Source organism: Paenibacillus sp. JL3B1040, from assembly GCF_057063165.1.
Genome location: NZ_CM169317.1, coordinates 5,117,944 through 5,136,305 on the forward strand (window position 1 = coordinate 5,117,944; position 18,362 = coordinate 5,136,305).

The following is an 18,362-nucleotide window of genomic DNA, read 5'->3' on the forward strand; positions in this document are numbered from 1 at the left end:
CCTTTCTTCCGGATTTACTTTAGATTGATGCTTTCCACCCGTTTATGGGCTGTCTTATACGTATCCAACAGAGTGTCAACGCCCAATTTGTTCATTTCCTCGACGTATTTATCCCACTCGCTCAGGCTTCGGGTACCGGTGACGAATTTGGCAAAGCTTTCGTCCCGGTGTTTATTTATGGCCTGGCCGGTGATAGAGATTACTTCGTTCTCTTCTTCCGTAAAAGCCGGACGGGGCTGCATGGCCGGAGGGTCATACTTGACGGCTTCCTTATAGGCATTTTGCAGATCCGGGGAGAACAGGGACAAATGAGCGTCAAAATCAATCCAGGTATACGTACCGCTGGTTTGCAGCCCGGTTTGTTTGCGCATTTCCGTCACATCGGTGAATTCCGGTTTGAATTTTTTCGCGCCGCCCTCCGTAATGTAGGTCTCTCCTTCCACTCCCCAGCTCGTCAAGTCCCGGCCTTCTTCCGAGTAGAAAAAGTCCATGTACTTCAAGACGTCTTTGATATTTTTGGAGGTGGAGGCCAAGGTCAAGCCGCCCTCAAGATAATGGAAGTACGGATTTAGCTGCTTGCCCCCGGGCGCTCCGGCCGGCGGAGCCATAAACTGCATGTTGAACTCGGGATTCTCCTTGCGCATGGCATTATTGAAGAAATCCACCCGGCTGATATAGTCGATGGTAATAAACGCCTTGCCGGTGGAAACGACATCCTGCCATTGCTTCGTTTGCATGGACAGGAAGTCGGCCGGAATGAGTCCTTCCTTGTAGAACTTGTTCCACATCGCAACCATGGCCTTGTAATGGTCCTCGGTAGGGCCGTAGCGCCATTCTTTTTTATCGAAATCATAGTAGGGTCCTTCGCCCGTCTCGAAGTTGGCGGTCAGGTTGGTGTTCATTTCGCCGGGGATCTGACCGTAACGGATGGCAAGCGGCGTGCTGTCGGGGTATTTGGCCTTCAACTGCTTGAGTACGTCGTACAGCTCGTCATAGGTTTGGGGCGCCTGCAGTCCCTCTTTCTTAAACACGTCCTCCCGGTACATCCAGATCATCCGGTTCGTCTCGCCGAAGCCTTGGTTCGGGAACATGTACATTTTGCCGTCGGCGGAAAGAGCCGCTTCGACCTCCTCCGGGTACTTCTCCATCCATTTCTGCAGGTTGGGCATATCTTCCGTATAATCCAGAAGATTCACGAGCGCGCCCTGATCGCCGAATCTATTGGACTCCCTGCGGTTCGGCATGTACATCAGATCCGGCATATCCTTGGAGGCCACCACCAGGTTCAGCGTATCGTCCAGTTTGCCGGAGGGCGTCTGCACCTCGAGCGTCACGCCGGTTTTTTCTTTGATCCATGTCCAGACCGGCCAATCCTTGGAGTACGGGAAAGTCGCGTTGCTGTCCAGTAAAGCCGTCAGCGTCTTGCCCTCCGTCCCCGCAGGACCTGCAGAGTTCGCCGTTGCAGGATCCGTCGTCCCATCCTTGCCGCCGCACCCTGCGGCTGTGAGTCCGGCCAAAGTCAGAGTCAGGAGTAATACAACTGTTTTTTTCATGAAAACATCCTCCTTTAATCAAATTAAAGCGCATTCATACCATAAAAATTAGGGTTGGAGCGCCGAGACGTCTGCCACGCCGAACGTAACGGAACGTTATGACCTTATTTGCCTATTTCCCGACTATTTCCCGCTGTAACGGATTCCAGTGACCTTATCGGGCTCCCACGGCGGCTGTTTGGTCGTTTTTTGCCGAAATAAGGTCTCCTCGTTCCGTTATAAAGCGGAAGCTGCCCTAAAGCGTAATAATAGCGTCTCTGGTTTCCGTTAGCTTGCTAGAGCGGCTGAATTCAAGCTTCGACGTCGACTTCGCTTCCTGATCTGCATCGTGATCCGAAGATGACTTTTTGAACTACCCCTTGACCGCGCCGATCATGACCCCTTTGACGAAGTACTTCTGAATAAACGGGTACACCAGCATAATCGGTAACGACGAAACCATGATGGTCGCAAATTTCAGCGATTCCTCAACGACCTGGTTATCACCCCCTATCTGGGTCACATCCCCGGAGCTGGCGCTGCCGGCCAGGACCAGGTTGCGGAGAAGTACCTGCAGCGGAAACAACTCCGACGAGCGAAGGTACAGAAGCGGAAAGGTGAAGTTGTTCCACAGGCCCACGGCATAGAACAGGGCGATGGTAGCCAAGGACGCCTGGGACAGCGGCAAAATAATCCGCAGAAAGATGCCGATATCATTCAATCCGTCCATCCGTCCCGATTCCTCCAGTTCTTTCGGGATGCCGGAGAAGAAGGTCCGCATCAGGATCAGGTTCCAGGTGCTCACCGCCCCCGGCAGCACCATGCCCCAAAGGGTATCCACAAATCCAAGGGAACGGACGACCAGGAAGGTCGGGATCATCCCGCCGCTGAAAAACATGGTGAACACCACCAGCATGGTGAAAAAAGAGTGGAATTTCATGTCCTTCCGGGACAAGGCGTAAGCGCCGGTCGACGTGACGGCCAAGGCGATCACCGTGCCCAGAACGGTGTAGACAATCGTATTTTTATAGGCGATCCAAATTTTGGGGTCTTTGAAAACAAGCTCATACATATCCAAGTTAAACCCCTTGGGCCAGAACGACACCTCCCCTTTCATGACATACACATCCCCGCTCAAAGAGACGGCCAGCATATAAATGAACGGATACGCGGTGACCACAACCAGTAGCAGCATCAAGAATACATTGATGACCGTAAATAAGCTGAATTTCTTCCTCATGCGATACATCCCCTCCTACCACAAGCTGGTTTCGCCAACCCGGCGGCTGATAAAGTTGGCGCTGTAGATGAAGATCAGGCTGATCACGCCCATGAACAGATCGATGGCCGCGCCGTAGCTGAAATTGCCCTGATTCATGCCGACCCGGTACACATAGGTGCTGATAATGTCGGCGGTATCATAGATGGCCGGATTCTGCATGAGAAATACTTTTTCAAAACCGATCTCCAGCACTTTGCCGATATTCAGAATCAGCGTAATGACAATGGCGGGAGCGATTCCCGGAATCGTCACATGCCATAGCTTCCTTAACCGGCTGGCCCCGTCGATGCTGGCCGCTTCATGCAACATCGGATCAATGGCCGTAAGCGCTGCCAGATAAATGATGGTTTCCCAACCGATGTTCTGCCAGATCTCCGAGATGACATAGATCCCCCGGAACATGCCCGGCTCGACCATGAAATTGATGGGTTCAAAGCCCAGCCCCTGAATGATCTTGTTGATCAGCCCGCCGGACGGGGACAGGAACATGATGACCATGCTGGCCACAACCACATTGGAAATGAAGTGGGGCAGATAGCTGACGGTCTGCACGAACCGCTTGAACACTACATTCTTAAGTTCATTGAGCAATAACGCCAGCAGGATGGGAGCCGGGAAACCAAAAAACAGCTTGTAAAAGCCCAGCAAAAATGTGTTTTTCAGCAGCAGAAAAAAATCCGGGTTCTCCAAGAACATCCGGTAATACTTGAGCCCGACCCATTCGCTGTCCCAGATCCCCTTGAACAGATTGTAATCTTTGAAGGTAATCACCAACCCGAACATGGGGGCGTAGCGAAAAATCAGATAATACACCAGACAAGGCAGAAACAACAGCCACAAATACTTGTTCTTATGCCAGGTCCGCCTCCATCCGACGCTTCGCAACGTTCGGCCCCTGCCAACCGCCGGCCCCGCTTGATTTGCGCCTCGATGCGCGCCTGCTTCAATCATATGCATTACTCCTTCTTCGTTTTGGAAGCCTTGCGGAATCATCATATCCAAACGAAGGGAACGGGAAAATCTCCACTTTTGCCGACTTCTCTGCCGAATCCCGAAAAACGGAAGAAAGGTAGACGAATGCGAGAAAATGGAGATAAACTGCCGCCAAATCAAAACCCCCGAAAGCGCGCGGCCTGGACCGGTTTGCTTTCGGGGGTTGGCGAAATGCTATTTTATTGGATAGAAGCGGTCAGCCGTTCTCGTTCAACAACCGAATCAATTCGTTCTCGTCTTCGATGACCGGGATCCCCAGCTCCTGGGCTTTGGCCAGTTTGCTGCCGGCCTTCTCGCCGGCGATGACGAGGTCGGTCTTCTTCGATACGCTGCCGGTCACTTTGGCGCCGAGCGCTTCAAGCCGTTCGGTCGCCTCGTCCCGGCTCAACTGATGCAATGTGCCGGTGAGTACGACCGTTTTGCCGGAGAAGAAGGAGTCGGTCACCGGCGCGGTCGGCTTGGCCGGAGCCTTCGGCGAAACGCCGAGCTCCAGCATCTTGCGGATGCCCGCCTGGTAGAACGGATCGGCGAAGAAGGTCACGATGCTCTCGGCCACAATGCCGCCGATGTCCGGCAAGGTCGTCAGTTCTTCGGCCGTCGCGGCCATCACGGCGTCCAGGCTGCCGAAATGATCGGCCAGCACCTTGGTCGTCGATTTGCCGGTGTTCGGAATGCCCAGCGCAAACAGGAAGGAAGCGAGGTCGCGTCCTTTGCTCTGCTTGATTGCCTGCAGCAGATTGTTGGCTTTCTTCTCGCCGAAGCGCTCCAGCTTGATTAAATCCTCGAACGTTAACGTATACAAGTCGGCCGGTTCGCGAAGGTTCAATTCATCATGGAGCTGCTCGGCCGTTTTTTCGCTGAACGTCTCGATGTCCATGGCGTCCCGGGAAGCAAAATGCGTAATCCGGGCGACGATTTGCGGTTTGCATCCGAGCCGGTTGTTGCAGAACAAATGGGCGCCGCGCTGCTCCAGCGGCGTGCCGCAAGCCGGGCAAACCTCGGGGTAAACGATCTCTTCGCCGTACGGTTCGTCAGGTACCTTGCCGAGGATTTCCGGTATCACGTCGTTGGAGCGGCGGATGAAGACGCGGGTGCCCAAAGCGAACTTCAGGTTTTTGCGTTCGATGTCGCCGATGTTGTTGAGCGTGCAGTTCTGGACGGTCACACCGGCCAGTTCGACCGCTTCGACCTTGGCCAGCGGCGTGATTTTGCCGGTCCGCCCAACGTTCCAGGAAACGGATTCGAGAATCGTCGTCGTCTCCTCCGCTTCGAACTTGAAGGCGACCGCCCAGCGCGGAAACTTGTCGGTGTAACCGAGCACTTCGCGCGTGCGCATATCGGTAATTTTGATCACGGCTCCGTCGATCAGGTAATCGAAGGTGGAGCGCTTTTCCACGATATCGTGAAGGGTCTCGATCACCTGGTCAAAGCGGTCATGGTAGGTTACATAAGGATTCACCTTGAAACGGTTGTCCTTGAGAAACGCCATCATTTCCCGATGATCCTGAAATTTCAGGTTGTCCGAATATCCCACATTGTAGAAAAATGCGCTCAGCTTCCGCTCCGCCGTCGTACGCGGATTCAGGTTGCGCAGGGCGCCGGCGGCGGCGTTGCGGGCGTTCTTCAGCGGCTCGGCCGCCGTCTCGTTGTATTTGGCCAGCACCGACAAATTCATGATGCCCTCGCCTTGCACCTCGATGGTCCCGTCGCGGTAAGGAATGGTCAGCGGCACGGATTGGATCGTTTTCACCTGGGGCAAAATCCCCTCGCCCACAACGCCATTGCCGCGGGTTGAGGCCTGTACGAGCTGGCCGCCGGTGTAGGTGAGATTCAGCGTCAACCCGTCGAATTTGAGCTCAACCACATAGGTCGGGTCCGGCAGGGGCGTATTCGGGTTCTTGCCGTTATAATCCGCGATGAGTTTGAGAACCCGGTTGTTCCAGTTCAGCAGTTGCTCCTCGTTTTGCGCTTTGTCGAGGCTCCACAGCGGGGCAAGATGACGGTGCGGCTTGAATCCCTCCAGCAGCTCGCCGCCCACGCGCACCGTCGGCGAATCCGGGAGGGTGATCCCCGTCTGCGCCTCAAGCGCAGTCAATTCATCGTACAGCCGATCGTACTCCTTGTCGCTGATGAGCGGCTCATCCAAAGTGTAATAATGATAGTTGTACCGGTTCAGCTGCTCGACGAGCCGCTCCATTTGCTGCATCGCATCCATGCAGGGACAACCCTCCTTCATTAGATTAGGATTATGTATGGAACGAAGGAACCCGGCAGGGTTCGCTCCGTAGAGTAGATAACTTAAGTTTAGGGATAAGTACGGTAATGCTCAACAGAGTTCGCGAGCCGTACTACGTAGGCGGAATTGTGCTACGTAAGGCGGATTCGCACTACGTAAGACGGATTCGCACTACGTAGGCGGATTCGCACCACGTAAGGCGGATTTACACTACGTAGGGCCGATTTGCACTACGCAGGCCCGATGGCATCCGTCGCCCACGAGAATAAGGGGATTTTTTAACGCTATTGGCCGGGAATGCGGCATTTTACGGGGAATAAGGGTAAAAAACGGCGCTATTTCACACAACACCCCCCCGATTACCGCCAAACGCGCAAAATAAGATTATAAATTATCCTTATTTCCTTGAAAACCTCCGCTCCAACGAAAATAAGGATATAAATTCACCTTATTTGTTGTTGGAGCGACCCTCAGCCCAGCTACCCTCAACCTTCCCCCAATTGAAGCAAATATACCCGTACCACCCGTACGGGGGTTGGCTATTCGCCGTCGGTCACCTTCGTGATCGGGGCGAAGGCAGACAGCAGCCGCTTGACGCCCACCGGCGCCGGAAAAGCGATCTGCAGCTCCATGTCGTTGCCGGAGCCTTTGATGGCAACGACCGTGCCCACGCCCCACTTGGCGTGGGCGACCTTGTCCCCGGCGCTGAAGTCGCCGGGGGCCGTCTTGGCGGCCGCCGCGGCTCCCGGCGCGCCGCCGCCGGTCACGGTCACGCCGCTCCGCATCGGAGCAGCGGTGCCGCGCCCGGCCGGTCCGCCAGGCAAAGCCGCGGACCGCTGCCCGCCCAGGCCGCCGTCCGTGATCGGGCGGCCGAAGTTCCCGCCGCCGGCGCTGCCGAAGCCGCGGCCACTGTAGGCGCCGCCCGCGCCGGCGCCCCGGCCGTAGCGGTCGCGCGGCACGCGGCCGCCGCCGTCCTCCTTCAGTTCCTCGGGGATTTCGTCGAGGAACCGGGACGGCGGGTTCGCCGTCGTGCGGCCGAACAGCGTGCGCATCTGCGCGCACGAGAGGAACAGCTTCTCCTCGGCGCGGGTGATGCCCACGTACGCCAGGCGGCGCTCCTCCTCCAGTTCCTCGTTGTCGAGGAACGCCCGGCTGTGCGGGAACACGCCTTCCTCCATGCCGATGATGAACACGACCGGGAACTCCAGGCCCTTCGCGCTGTGCATCGTCATCAGCACGACCGCATCATCGTTTGGCTTCTCGGCATCGCCGTTGTCGTTCATGCTGTCGATGTCGGCGATGAGCGCCAGGTCGGTCAGGAAGGAGACGAGCGACTTGTCTTCATTATTGTTCTCGAATTCCAGCGTGACGGACAGGAACTCGTCGATGTTCTCCAGCCGCGAGCGGGATTCGAGCGTATTTTCGTTCTGCAGCTCCAGCCGGTATTGGGTCGTTTCCAGCAGCTTCTCGGTCAGCTCCGTAACGGACAAGTAAGGGACCATCTGATGCAGCCCGCTGATCATATCAAAAAACTCGACCAGCGCGTTGCGCGTCCGCCCGGCAAACCCCAAGTCGTCCACGACCTCTAGCACGCGGTAAATCGACGTTCCCCGCTGCGCCGCGGCATCCGCCAGTTTGGCCACCGTCGTGTCGCCGATGCCCCGCTTCGGCACGTTGATCACCCGCGTCAAGCTGATGTCGTCGTCCGGATTGGACAGCAGGCGCAAGTACGCGAGCAGGTCCTTGATCTCTTTGCGGTCATAGAACTTGATGCCGCCAACGATCTGGTACGGGATATCCGATTTGATCAGGATTTCCTCGATGACCCGCGACTGCGCGTTCGTCCGGTACAGGATGGCGTGATCGCGGTAGTTGCGCCCGCTTTTTACACTATTATGAATTTCCGTCGTCACAAAATACCCCTCGTCATGCTCCGAATCCGCGCGGTACACCTTGATCTTGTCGCCGTCGCCCTTGTCGGTCCACAGCTTCTTCGGCTTGCGCCCGGTGTTCTGCCCGATCACTTCGTTGGCCGCGTTCAGAATCGTCGACGTCGAACGGTAATTTTGCTCCAGCAGAATCGTCTTCGCTTCAGGATAATCCTTCTCGAAGTTCAGAATATTGCTGATGTCCGCCCCGCGCCAGCGGTAGATCGACTGGTCGCTGTCGCCGACGACGCAGATGCGGTGGTGCTTGTCCGCCAGCATCCGGCATAGCATGTACTGGGCACGGTTCGTGTCCTGGTATTCGTCGACGTGGATGTATTGGAATTTCTTCTGATAAAAATCGAGCACATCCGGCGCTTCCTTAAACAGCTCGATCGTCTTCATGATCAGATCGTCGAAGTCCAGGGAGTTGTTTTGGCGCAGCCGGTTCTGATACATGCTGTAAATTTTGGCTACGATCCCTTCAAAATAATCGCCGACCTTCTGCTCATATCGCTGTGGACTGATCAGTTCATTCTTCGCCGTGCTGATCGCCGCCTGAACCGCCTTCGGCTCGAACTTCTTCGTATCGAGGTTCTGATCCTTCATGCAGTTGCGAATGACCGACAGCTGGTCCGTGGAATCCAGGATGGAGAAGTTGGAGCTGAACCCGATCCGCTCGATATCCCGCCGCAAAATCCGCACGCACATCGAGTGGAACGTGGACACCCAAATGTCCCGTCCTTCCGAACCGCCCACCAGCCGGGACACCCGGTCCTGCATTTCGCGCGCGGCCTTGTTCGTAAAGGTGATCGCCAGGATCGCCCAAGGCGGCGCTTTGCGGGTCGCGATCAGGTAAGCGATGCGGTGCGTCAGCACGCGCGTCTTGCCGCTGCCTGCGCCGGCCATGATCAGAAGCGGCCCTTCGGTCGCCTCTACGGCTTGTTTTTGCTGCGGATTCAGGCGGCTGACCGCCTCGTGTATGTTCACAGGTTGCATCAAACTTGCTCCTTCCTTTTAAAAAAACATCTCATTACCGTAACGGACACCAACGCCGTTATCTGCCCATTTCCCGAGGATTTCCCGATATAACGGACTCAGGTGACGCTATTTCGCTCTAAGTGAAGTCATGGAGGCCGGATTCACGCCAATAGGGTCATCTCAGTCCGTTAGGCTGCGACAAACCCCATGTAGTTGGGAATAAGACCTCTGGAGCCCGTTAGAGACTAGAGTCAGGGGAATGCGCCATAGAGCTAAGCCGCTCCTAGGGCTTGACCGCTGCCTTCACCGCCGCCACCGTTTCCAGCGCATGCGCCAGGTTCTCGTATACCGCATTTCCTACGACCACCGTATCGCTAACGGCCGCGGCGCGGCGCGCGCTTTCGGCATCCGCGATCCCGCCGCCATAAAACAAACGCGCTTGCTCCAAGCTTCGCCGCACGTCCGAGACCAGCTCGAAGTCTCCGGCTTGGCCGCTATATTCCAGGTACACAATCGGTAGTTGCAGCAAACGGTCGGCCGCTTGGGCGTACGACCGGACCGCCGCCGCCTCCAGCGGGGCTTGCGCCGCCGTCACCTTGGCCACGGTCGCTTCCGGATTGAGCACGAGGTACCCCTCCGGCACCAGCAGCTCCCAAGGAATCAGATTGCCGTATTGCTCGATCGCCCGGGCATGCTGGCCGATAATCCAATCGGGGTGTCCGGCGTTCAGCACGATCGGAATCATATAGAGGTCAAACCCCGGCACGACGGCCTCCAATTCGGAGACTTCCTGCACGCAGGGTACCTCAAAACGGCGTATCCGGGACAACAAATCTACCGTGTTCTCATAAGTTACGCCGCTCGATCCGCCGATCATGACGGCATCCGTCCCCGACAGACACACCGCTTCCAGCGCACCATCGTCCAGACTGCGGTCCGGGTCCAGCTTAAACACATGCCGCCAGGCTGATAACATCCGCTTCAAATTCCATTCCTCCAACGGCGATTTCGGCAGAAGGACCGCGAAAAACGGGGCCTCCCGCTCCGCCCCGCTCTCTCTCGTCCATCCGATATAAGAGTCATGAAGATGACTCGTTTTCCAGTTCTGTTTCTAGTCTATGTTACCCGGGAGAGCCTGTCAATGTTCGCGTCAGATGCGAACACAAAAAAAGATACGTTTTTTTAGCGTGCAAAAAACGTACCCTCTCCGAATACCGCATCATCAGTTCCAGCACATCGATCCAATCCAGCGGCTCATAAGTGGAGAAACGCGCGGGCAGGCGCAGATCGAGGGGTTGCGGGATGAAAATGTGCATAATAAAACGGTCTTTCTGCTAAGGAAGACCGTTTTTTGCTGTCAGGGACTGTCTCCCCGTCAGTACGCATTTTTATTGATGAAGCCATTTACGACGGTTCTCAACACAATCTTGATATCCAATAAGATCGACCAGTTCTCAATATAGAAAATATCGTATTTAATGCGTTCCTCGATCGACGTATCTCCACGAAGCCCATGGGTCTGCGCCCAACCGGTGATCCCCGGCCGAACATGGTGCTTCACCATGTATTTCGGGACTTCTTCCTTAAACTGATCCACATAATAAGGCCGCTCGGGGCGGGGACCAACCACGCTCATATGCCCGGCCAGCACATTGAAAAACTGCGGCAGCTCGTCAAGGCTCGTCTTGCGGATAAAGGCCCCGAACTTGGTACGCCGGGGGTCGTTTTCCGTCGTCCACCCCGTGTCCTCGACTCCCTCGGGCAGTACCCGCATCGAACGGAACTTGTACATTTGAAACGTCCGCCGGTTTAACCCTACCCGCTCCTGCTTAAAGATCATCGGACCTTTCGAGGTTAACTTGACGCCAATGGCCACAAACAGCATCACCGGCGAAGTAAGGAGGATCGCCAGCAGGGAGAACACAATATCGAAAATTCGCTTGGCCACCCGATTCCCGGTCAAGTCCAGCGGAATATCCCTGACGTTAATCATCGGCATCCCGGCAAAATTGTCAAAATACGGACGGGCCGGCAGGTAATCAAAGAAATCCGGGATGATGAGCGTTCGTACTCCTATTTTTTCACAGATGGAAATAATCCGGGCATAACGGTGATGCGCCTCCAGGGGAAGCGCCAGAACGACCTCGTCAATCAACTTGTTCTGCAATACGCTCTCCAGTTGATCGATCCTCCCGAGGATCGGTTTATAGCGTGCCGCCTCGATCCCGTCCCAGACTTTATGATCATCCAGAAATCCAACGATCTCATAGCCAAGCTCCGGGTATTGTTTGAGATTGTTGTGAAAACGCTGGCCTAAGGACCCGGCTCCGAGAATCAGGACGAACTGTCGGTTGTATCCCTTCTTCCGAAGCTGCTTCAGACCGTTTTTCAGGAAGTACCGATAGAACAGAATCAAGAGCATGTTGAACATCATATAGATCGCCAAATAATGACGGGAGATATCCACTTGCTTGAAGAAGAACATCAGGCCGAGTAAGAGGAACAAGCTCGCAACATGAACCTGAAGGATCTTCCAGACTTCATCGGCGAAGCGTTTTTTGCGTTTAGGTGCATACAGCGAAATGAGGACCCCAACAAAAACCGCAATCGCCCCATAGACAACGCTCCAAAAAGCGTAAATCTCCATCGGCAGCGGCTGCTCGTAATCGATCAGGCCGCTTTCGAATTTCACCCACCAAGCAAGCAGGAAGGAAATTTGGATGAACACAAAATCCGTCAGAATATACAGTTGGGTTAAGAACCGTTGGTTCTTCCGGATCATGATCTCACCTCCATTTTAACTTCCGCCGACTCCGGCTTGACCGCTCCAGATGGTGTTCTCGCACCTACCGGGAGCAGTTTGTTTTTGGCTAGGGATAAGAGAAACTTCAATGAGATGCCGCTGTAAACGGCTGCGTTCGTGATCCAGGAATACTGGCGAAGATAATGTTTCCGGTGAAAGACCCACATCGCGCGGTGAAACTCATAGATGATCTTAAAGGGCTTGCGCCGGCTGCTAGCTCCCTTATAGTGAACAATGTATGTAGCCGGATGATAATGAATGCCCCAACCCGCTTGCTTGATGCGGTAGCACCAGTCGATATCTTCCCCGTACATAAAAAAAGTTTCGTCCAGACCTCCAACCTGACGGATCGTCTCCTGTCTCACCAGCATAAAGGCGCCAACCAAGCAATCGACAGGGTAAGTTTCGTTCGGATCCTTGTACCCCAGCTGATACTGGTTAAACCGCGGATTGTCCGGAAAGAGCTTCGAAAATCCGAAGGCATAGTAAAAGGACGCAGATGGAGTGGGAAATCCCCTTCTGCACGCTTTATCAAGCGAACCGTCCGGCAGGATAACTTTGCACCCCGCTGCCCCAAGTTCCGGGTGTTCATCCATATAAGAAACCATGATCTGAAACGTATCGGGCTGCACCACGGTATCCGAATTCAAGAGGAGGACGTAGCGTCCCTGAGCGATGGCCATCCCTTGATTGTTCGCTTTAGCAAACCCCGTGTTATTCGGATTCGCGATCACCACCACTTCCGGGTACTCGCTGCGAATCGCCTCCACCGAACCATCCGCCGAAGCATTGTCCACCACTATCACTTCATACGAATAGACCGTCTCGGAGTCGTATACCGACCGCAGACAGTCCAACGTCAGCTGACGCGTATTATAATTTACGATCAATATACTTAAATCCATGATTTATGCGCTCCGAATCTACAAATATAGTAGTCTATCGACATTATAGCACATCATGGCATACGGGAGGATGAGAGGGAAAAATCGGAAAGGATTTGAGTTATGCAACAGTTATGGTCTAGTTAAAATACTTCGAGTTAAGTACTTCGAGTACTACAGATAATTGTTGAATATTTTCCATTGTGTTAAGATTGCAAAGACGTAAATTTCAGACTCCGTTAATAAGTATCGAGAACATCTATCCCAATATCAGGAGGCCCGACCCTTGAGCTTACCCAAATGTCTCGTACTCCTTTCTACATATAATGGTGAAAAATATATCGAAGAACAACTCGACAGTTTAATTAAACAAGAAGGAGTACAACTTCATATTCTTATTAGAGATGACGGATCTAAAGACTCAACCATAAATATAATAAATCGTTTCACAGCAAAATTCCCAAAGAATATAGATCTGCTCAAGGCAACCAATATAGGAGCTAAAGCAAGTTTTTTCGAATTGATTAAAACAGCTGCGGCAGAATATCCCGACTATGAATTCTATGCTTTTTGTGATCAAGATGACGTTTGGTTGTCCGGGAAGTTGCTAAGGGCAGTAAGCACAATAAGTAATTTACATCAACAACTCCCCTTAATGTATTGTTCTGCAACCCAAATGGTAGACAAGAGTTTATCTAACCTAAAGATATGGCCACCACCGCCTAAAAAGAAGTTAAGCATATATAATGCCCTTGTTGAAAATGTGGCGGTTGGCTGCACCATAGTCCTTAATAAGGAAGCCTTTCAGTTGATCGCATCCTCCCCTTCAGCACAGGTGAATCAGATCATCATGCATGACTGGTGGGTTTACTTATGTGTAACTGCTTTTGGCAAGGTCATATTTGATTCTGAGCCATATATTCTGTACCGCCAGCATTCCAGCAACGTACTTGGGGGGCAGAATGACAGCTGGTTCAACAAGTGGAAAAAAAGATTTCGTCGCTACTTTCAAGGACAAAATCATTACATTATCAGCAATCAGGCTAAGGAGTTCTACAATTGCTTCCAGCACCGGCTTGATGATACTAAGCGCTTGGATCTCCACCATTTTATTCAAGTTGCTGACAGTGGCCCGCTATCAAGAATAGCCTATGCCATGAGTACCCCCTTCTACCGGCAATCAAATACCGATCATTATATCCTCAAGCTGATTATATGTATGGGAAAAGTGTAAATAGCACATTGAAAATGGGGCAATATCCACTAGCAGAGTAATCTGCAACTTGGAATGCCCCATTCTTTATTTTTTGAGATCTCTCAATAAATATTGCTGTAGAAATTCGCACAAACCTTCCCGCCACGGACGCAAATCCTTCAATCCATTTGTCCGAATGGAAATATGCTCCATAACCGAGTTTTTCGGACGGGGGGCAGGTACCGGATATTCCTCTGTTGTACATGGATAAACGATCACAGGGTAATAATTTCCGGAAATTGATTCCGCTTCAGTAAATATCGTTTTTGCAAACTCATACCATGTGCATGTTCCCGTATTAGAGGCATGATAAATACCGTATTTTTCGGTCTGAACCAGCTCGAGAAGAAATTTCGCCAGATCAGGGCAATACGTCGGAGAACCCTTTTGATCATGAACAACCTTGATCTCCGGCTTTTCCGCCCCCAGCCGGAGCATAGTTTTAACGAAGTTTTTACCATGGAGCCCATAGACCCAGGAAGTCCTTACGATAAAGAAGGTCGATGACAAGCTCTGTACGAGTAGTTCCCCTGCCCGCTTTGACTTGCCGTAAACCGTCTGGGGATTCGTATTGTCATACTCGTGATATGGCCCTTCCGACCAGCCGTCAAAAACATAATCTGTACTAATATAGCAAAATTTTGCCCCCACCCGCTCGCTTGCAATTACTATGTTGCGGGTGCCCGACGCATTCACGGTATAGGCTGTATCACTCTCTTGTTCAGCCTGGTCCACCGCCGTATATGCAGCGCAGTGAATAACCGCATCCGGCTTATGTTTCTGTAATGCTATGATACAAGCGGTTTGATCTGTAATATCAAGCACGTTCCGGTCACAAGGGACCACAGCATGCCCAGCCTCCTGAAAAATAGCTACGACATCCCTTCCCAATTGCCCGGAAGCCCCGGTTATCAATACCTTCATCCCTGCCGATCCCCAAGCCGATCACCATACTGCTTCGCATAATATTCCTTGTAAGCTCCCGATTGTATCCGGGTCCACCATTCTCGATGTTTCAGATACCAGCGAATCGTTTCCTTGATGCCGGTCTCAAAAGAATGCTGCGGCTTCCACCCCAGTTCCACCATCGTTTTCGTGGAATCGATCCCGTAGCGGCGGTCATGACCCGGTCGGTCTTTAACATGGGTTATTAGCGATTCCGGCCTGCCAAGCTCCCGCAAAATCGTCTTCACGATCTGCAGATTCGTATATTCATTATTTCCTCCGATATTATAGACCTCACCGCTGCGCCCCTGATGAATCACTAGATCAATTGCGTTGCAATGATCCTCGACGTATAGCCAGTCTCGGATATTCAACCCATCACCATATACTGGTAATAATTCATCTGCTAGAGCTTTCGAGATCATTAATGGTATTAATTTTTCTGGAAATTGAAACGGCCCATAGTTATTCGAGCAACGAGTAATATTAACTGGCAAACCATATGTTTCATGATAAGCGCGGACAATCAGATCCCCGCCGGCTTTACTTGCAGAATAAGGGCTATTCGGGGCAAGCGGTGTCTCTTCCGTGAACAATCCTGTTTCGCCAAGTGTACCGTATACCTCATCTGTAGAAACCTGCACAAACTTCTTAATATCATGCTTGCGCGCAGCATCCAGTAGTACCTGGGTCCCTAACACATTCGTCTTCACAAAGATACCCGGTTCAAGAATGCTCCGATCCACATGCGACTCTGCCGCAAAGTTGACGATAACGTCCACATGTTGGCTGATCAAATCATTCATCGTTTCCGCTTCCGTAATATCGGCCTTTACGAATGTATGATTCGGATGATGTTCCACCGATTTCAGGTTTTCCAGGTTCCCCGCATACGTCAGTGCATCAACATTGATGATTTCGTAATCGGGATGCTGATTCAGCATGTAAATAACAAAGTTACTGCCAATAAATCCAGCCCCGCCGGTGATGAGCAATTTCATGTGAACAGCCTCCTAAATTAACAAAAAGATCCTTAGTCCATCTCTGCATTCGCAAAGGTTGGATGAGTCCGATCCTTATCCGAAATCTCAGGGTTCTTCACAGGCCAGTTAATGTTTAAGGATGGATCATTCCATAAAATTCCCCGATCATGCTCCGGTGCATAATACTCATCCACCTTATACAATACCTCGGTATTGGGTTCAAGCGTACAAAAGCCGTGCGCAAAGCCCTTAGGAACCAGCAATTGGTGCTTGTTATCAGCACTCAACATAAGGCCTATCCAATGACCAAAAGTAGGTGATTCCTTACGGATATCCACTACTACATCATAGATGGCTCCAGAAAGCACACGGATCAACTTCGTTTGTGCTTTTGGTTTGAGCTGATAATGCAGCCCCCGAAGAACCCCGGTGTGAATCGACAAAGAATGATTATCCTGAACAAAATGAATATCCACGCCGTGACGCTTCATTACATTTTCGTTGTAACTCTCCATAAAAAAACCCCGGTGATCCTCATGCACCACCGGTTCCAGGAGACATACACCTTGCAGTCGCTGAGGAGTTATTTTCATGTAAGTGGCCCCTCCTGATCCTATTTCAACTCACCAAATTCTTTTCCAAAAACAAAACCCTTGGCGAGCTCATTAGCCCGGGCAAGAGAAGCATGCGTACCTGCATCCGTCCACCAGCCCCGCAAAATATCAAATGACATTTCCCCACGTTCAATATACATATTATTCACATCCGTGATCTCCAATTCCCCTCGTCCGGATGGCTTCAATTCACGGATCATGCTAAATACATTATAGTCATACATATAAATGCCCGTCACGGCAAAATTACTTTTGGGCTGGGCTGGTTTCTCCTCAATTGAAACAATACGGTTACCACTCAGTTCAGCCACACCAAAACGCTCCGGATCTGCCACTTGCTGCAGTAAAATTTTGGCGCCGTTGCCCTGCTGTTTATATTTCTCAACATAAGGGCTTATGTCGTCCGCAAATACATTATCGCCTAGAATAACAACCATTTGGTCTTCCCCAACAAACTCTTCGGCCAATCCAAGGGCTTGCGCAATGCCACCAGCTTCATCCTGGACTTTATATGTAAAACTGACTCCCAACTGCCTGCCACTTCCAAGCAGGTTTACGACATCCCCCATGTGTTCCTTACCCGTGACGACAAGAACATCCGTTAATCCCGCCTGCTTCAACTTGAACACCGCATGGAAGATCATCGGATATCTACCGACAGGCAAAAGATGCTTGTTGGTGACCTTCGTTAATGGATACAGGCGGGATCCTGTCCCCCCGGCTAAAATGATTGCTTTCATCTGCTGACTCCCTCCAAAATTCGTACAATGCGCTTGCCTCGTTCTTCCCATGTGCTGGCTTTCAGGAATTTCATCGCTTGCTCTCGATCGTGGACCGCTAAATTCCCTTCACGAACCTGAGTGATTGATGAAATCAACTCGTTCTCACTCGAATAAAGATGAATAAATGGAAGAAACTTATGCATTTCATCGTAATCAATCGCAACAATTGGCTTGCCGAACGAAATATATTCATATATTTTGACCGGATCAACCGCTCGTACCAGTTCATTCAGAACAAAGGGCATTATGAGGACATCCGCTTTCCGGGCATAGTCTGCCAGCTCATCATGCTTTACAGTGCCTGCACAGCGGATTCGCGGATGGGATGGAACCATCGTTTCTACGGGGCCCACCAAGGTCAACACACAATCAGGAAGCCGATCCAGTAGACATAATAGAATGTCAAAATCCATCCATGCCCCAATTGTGCCAATGTACATGAGATTCAACAAATTGGAAGAAGGCGTGTTCTCTTCTGCAACCGCTCCATCGTCCTTTAAAAGCGAGGTACTGATTCCGTTATTGAGTACAATCGGGTCTGACTTCATATATTCGCCGTACGATTTCACCATTTTGTTCTTCAAGTACTCAGAGGACGTAATAACCAAATCCGCTCTTTTAACCAGCCGAATCTCCAACTCGCGAAACCGATCCAGTACGTTAAATCCCGGATAAAATCCCAAAAAATCATCCATGCAATCGTAGATAACTTTCTTCTCATTTAACAACTCTAATGAAATAAAATCCAATAATAGTGGAGAAGTAATCCATATATATTCATACTGATCCAATGACTGAATGACCTTCCAGTTTAACAGCCGCTCCACCTGTCGCAAGGCTGGAAACCGCCCCGACAACGGAAGTTTCTTCAACGTGTGCAAAGCCGATTTTGAATGTACATTTCGGGAGTTCCGGTTCCCCCCGGAATGCTCGTCATAAATCTTGTCAATATAGAATAAATCTACGGAATAGTACCGAGTCAGCTCCTCATACAAAAAATGGGGGCGTTGCTTAATCCAGTCCCAGTCTACGTGCATTAGATAAGCCATTTTTGACTTGGTTGGCAAGCGATCACTCCTTGTTTTTAACTAGTTCTTCAGCATTTCGCGGGTCTTATTCAACAAACAATATCTTGCAGACATGCGTT

At 51.7% G+C, this 18,362-nt stretch carries 14 protein-coding genes; 1 reads left to right on the plus strand and 13 read right to left on the minus strand.

All coding sequences use genetic code 11. The features are described from left to right. Positions 1-14: 14 nt before the first annotated feature. From ACZF99_RS23545 to ACZF99_RS23580, 8 genes are all read right to left on the minus strand, one after another. Positions 15-1,553, minus strand: coding sequence for an extracellular solute-binding protein (locus ACZF99_RS23545; RefSeq protein WP_483607318.1), 1,539 nt, complete (start codon positions 1,551-1,553; stop codon positions 15-17). Between the two features lie 352 nt (positions 1,554-1,905). Beyond that, positions 1,906-2,772: a carbohydrate ABC transporter permease gene (locus ACZF99_RS23550; RefSeq protein ID WP_483607319.1), complete on the minus strand. Its 867-nt coding sequence runs from the start codon at positions 2,770-2,772 to the stop codon at positions 1,906-1,908. A gap of 15 nt (positions 2,773-2,787) precedes the next feature. Continuing rightward, complete coding sequence (locus tag ACZF99_RS23555; protein WP_483607320.1) at positions 2,788-3,765, minus strand: ABC transporter permease; 978 nt, start codon at positions 3,763-3,765, stop codon at positions 2,788-2,790. Between the two features lie 238 nt (positions 3,766-4,003). Next, positions 4,004-6,022: an NAD-dependent DNA ligase LigA gene (gene ligA, locus ACZF99_RS23560; RefSeq protein WP_483607321.1), complete on the minus strand. Its 2,019-nt coding sequence runs from the start codon at positions 6,020-6,022 to the stop codon at positions 4,004-4,006. 560 nt (positions 6,023-6,582) lie between these two features. Continuing rightward, a complete protein-coding gene (gene pcrA / locus ACZF99_RS23565) occupies positions 6,583-8,967 on the minus strand; it encodes a DNA helicase PcrA (protein WP_483607322.1) in 2,385 nt (794 codons plus the stop codon). Positions 8,968-9,232: 265 nt separating this feature from the next. Further along, positions 9,233-9,925 carry a heptaprenylglyceryl phosphate synthase gene (pcrB, locus tag ACZF99_RS23570; protein WP_483612926.1) on the minus strand — a complete coding sequence of 231 codons (693 nt, stop codon included), beginning with the start codon at positions 9,923-9,925 and terminating at the stop codon, positions 9,233-9,235. Between the two features lie 399 nt (positions 9,926-10,324). Continuing rightward, positions 10,325-11,731 (minus strand): undecaprenyl-phosphate glucose phosphotransferase, encoded by a 1,407-nt coding sequence (locus ACZF99_RS23575; RefSeq protein WP_483607323.1) that lies wholly within the window; start codon positions 11,729-11,731, stop codon positions 10,325-10,327. Beyond that, positions 11,728-12,657 carry a glycosyltransferase family 2 protein gene (locus ACZF99_RS23580; RefSeq protein ID WP_483607324.1) on the minus strand — a complete coding sequence of 310 codons (930 nt, stop codon included), beginning with the start codon at positions 12,655-12,657 and terminating at the stop codon, positions 11,728-11,730. The genes ACZF99_RS23575 and ACZF99_RS23580 overlap by 4 nt, the downstream gene beginning before the upstream one ends. A gap of 265 nt (positions 12,658-12,922) precedes the next feature. Between ACZF99_RS23580 and ACZF99_RS23585 the strand changes: the two genes are divergently transcribed. Further along, positions 12,923-13,870, plus strand: coding sequence for a glycosyltransferase family 2 protein (locus tag ACZF99_RS23585; RefSeq protein ID WP_483607325.1), 948 nt, complete (start codon positions 12,923-12,925; stop codon positions 13,868-13,870). Positions 13,871-13,936: 66 nt separating this feature from the next. Here the strand turns inward: ACZF99_RS23585 and rfbD are convergent, their stop codons facing one another. From rfbD to ACZF99_RS23610, 5 genes are read right to left on the minus strand one after another with little or no spacing between them, the layout of a single operon-like run. Next, on the minus strand, positions 13,937-14,815 hold the full coding sequence (gene rfbD / locus ACZF99_RS23590) for a dTDP-4-dehydrorhamnose reductase (RefSeq protein WP_483607326.1): 879 nt from the start codon (positions 14,813-14,815) through the stop codon (positions 13,937-13,939). Beyond that, positions 14,812-15,837 (minus strand): dTDP-glucose 4,6-dehydratase, encoded by a 1,026-nt coding sequence (gene rfbB, locus ACZF99_RS23595; protein ID WP_483607327.1) that lies wholly within the window; start codon positions 15,835-15,837, stop codon positions 14,812-14,814. Before rfbB ends, rfbD begins: the two co-directional genes overlap by 4 nt. Before the next feature lie 32 nt (positions 15,838-15,869). Continuing rightward, positions 15,870-16,412 (minus strand): dTDP-4-dehydrorhamnose 3,5-epimerase, encoded by a 543-nt coding sequence (rfbC, locus tag ACZF99_RS23600; protein ID WP_483607328.1) that lies wholly within the window; start codon positions 16,410-16,412, stop codon positions 15,870-15,872. Between the two features lie 20 nt (positions 16,413-16,432). Further along, complete coding sequence (locus tag ACZF99_RS23605; RefSeq protein WP_483607329.1) at positions 16,433-17,173, minus strand: sugar phosphate nucleotidyltransferase; 741 nt, start codon at positions 17,171-17,173, stop codon at positions 16,433-16,435. Next, the gene (locus tag ACZF99_RS23610; protein WP_483607330.1) at positions 17,170-18,282 is read right to left on the minus strand and encodes a glycosyltransferase; all 1,113 of its coding nucleotides are present in this window, start codon (positions 18,280-18,282) and stop codon (positions 17,170-17,172) included. The genes ACZF99_RS23605 and ACZF99_RS23610 overlap by 4 nt, the downstream gene beginning before the upstream one ends. Between the last annotated feature and the right edge of the window lie 80 nt (positions 18,283-18,362).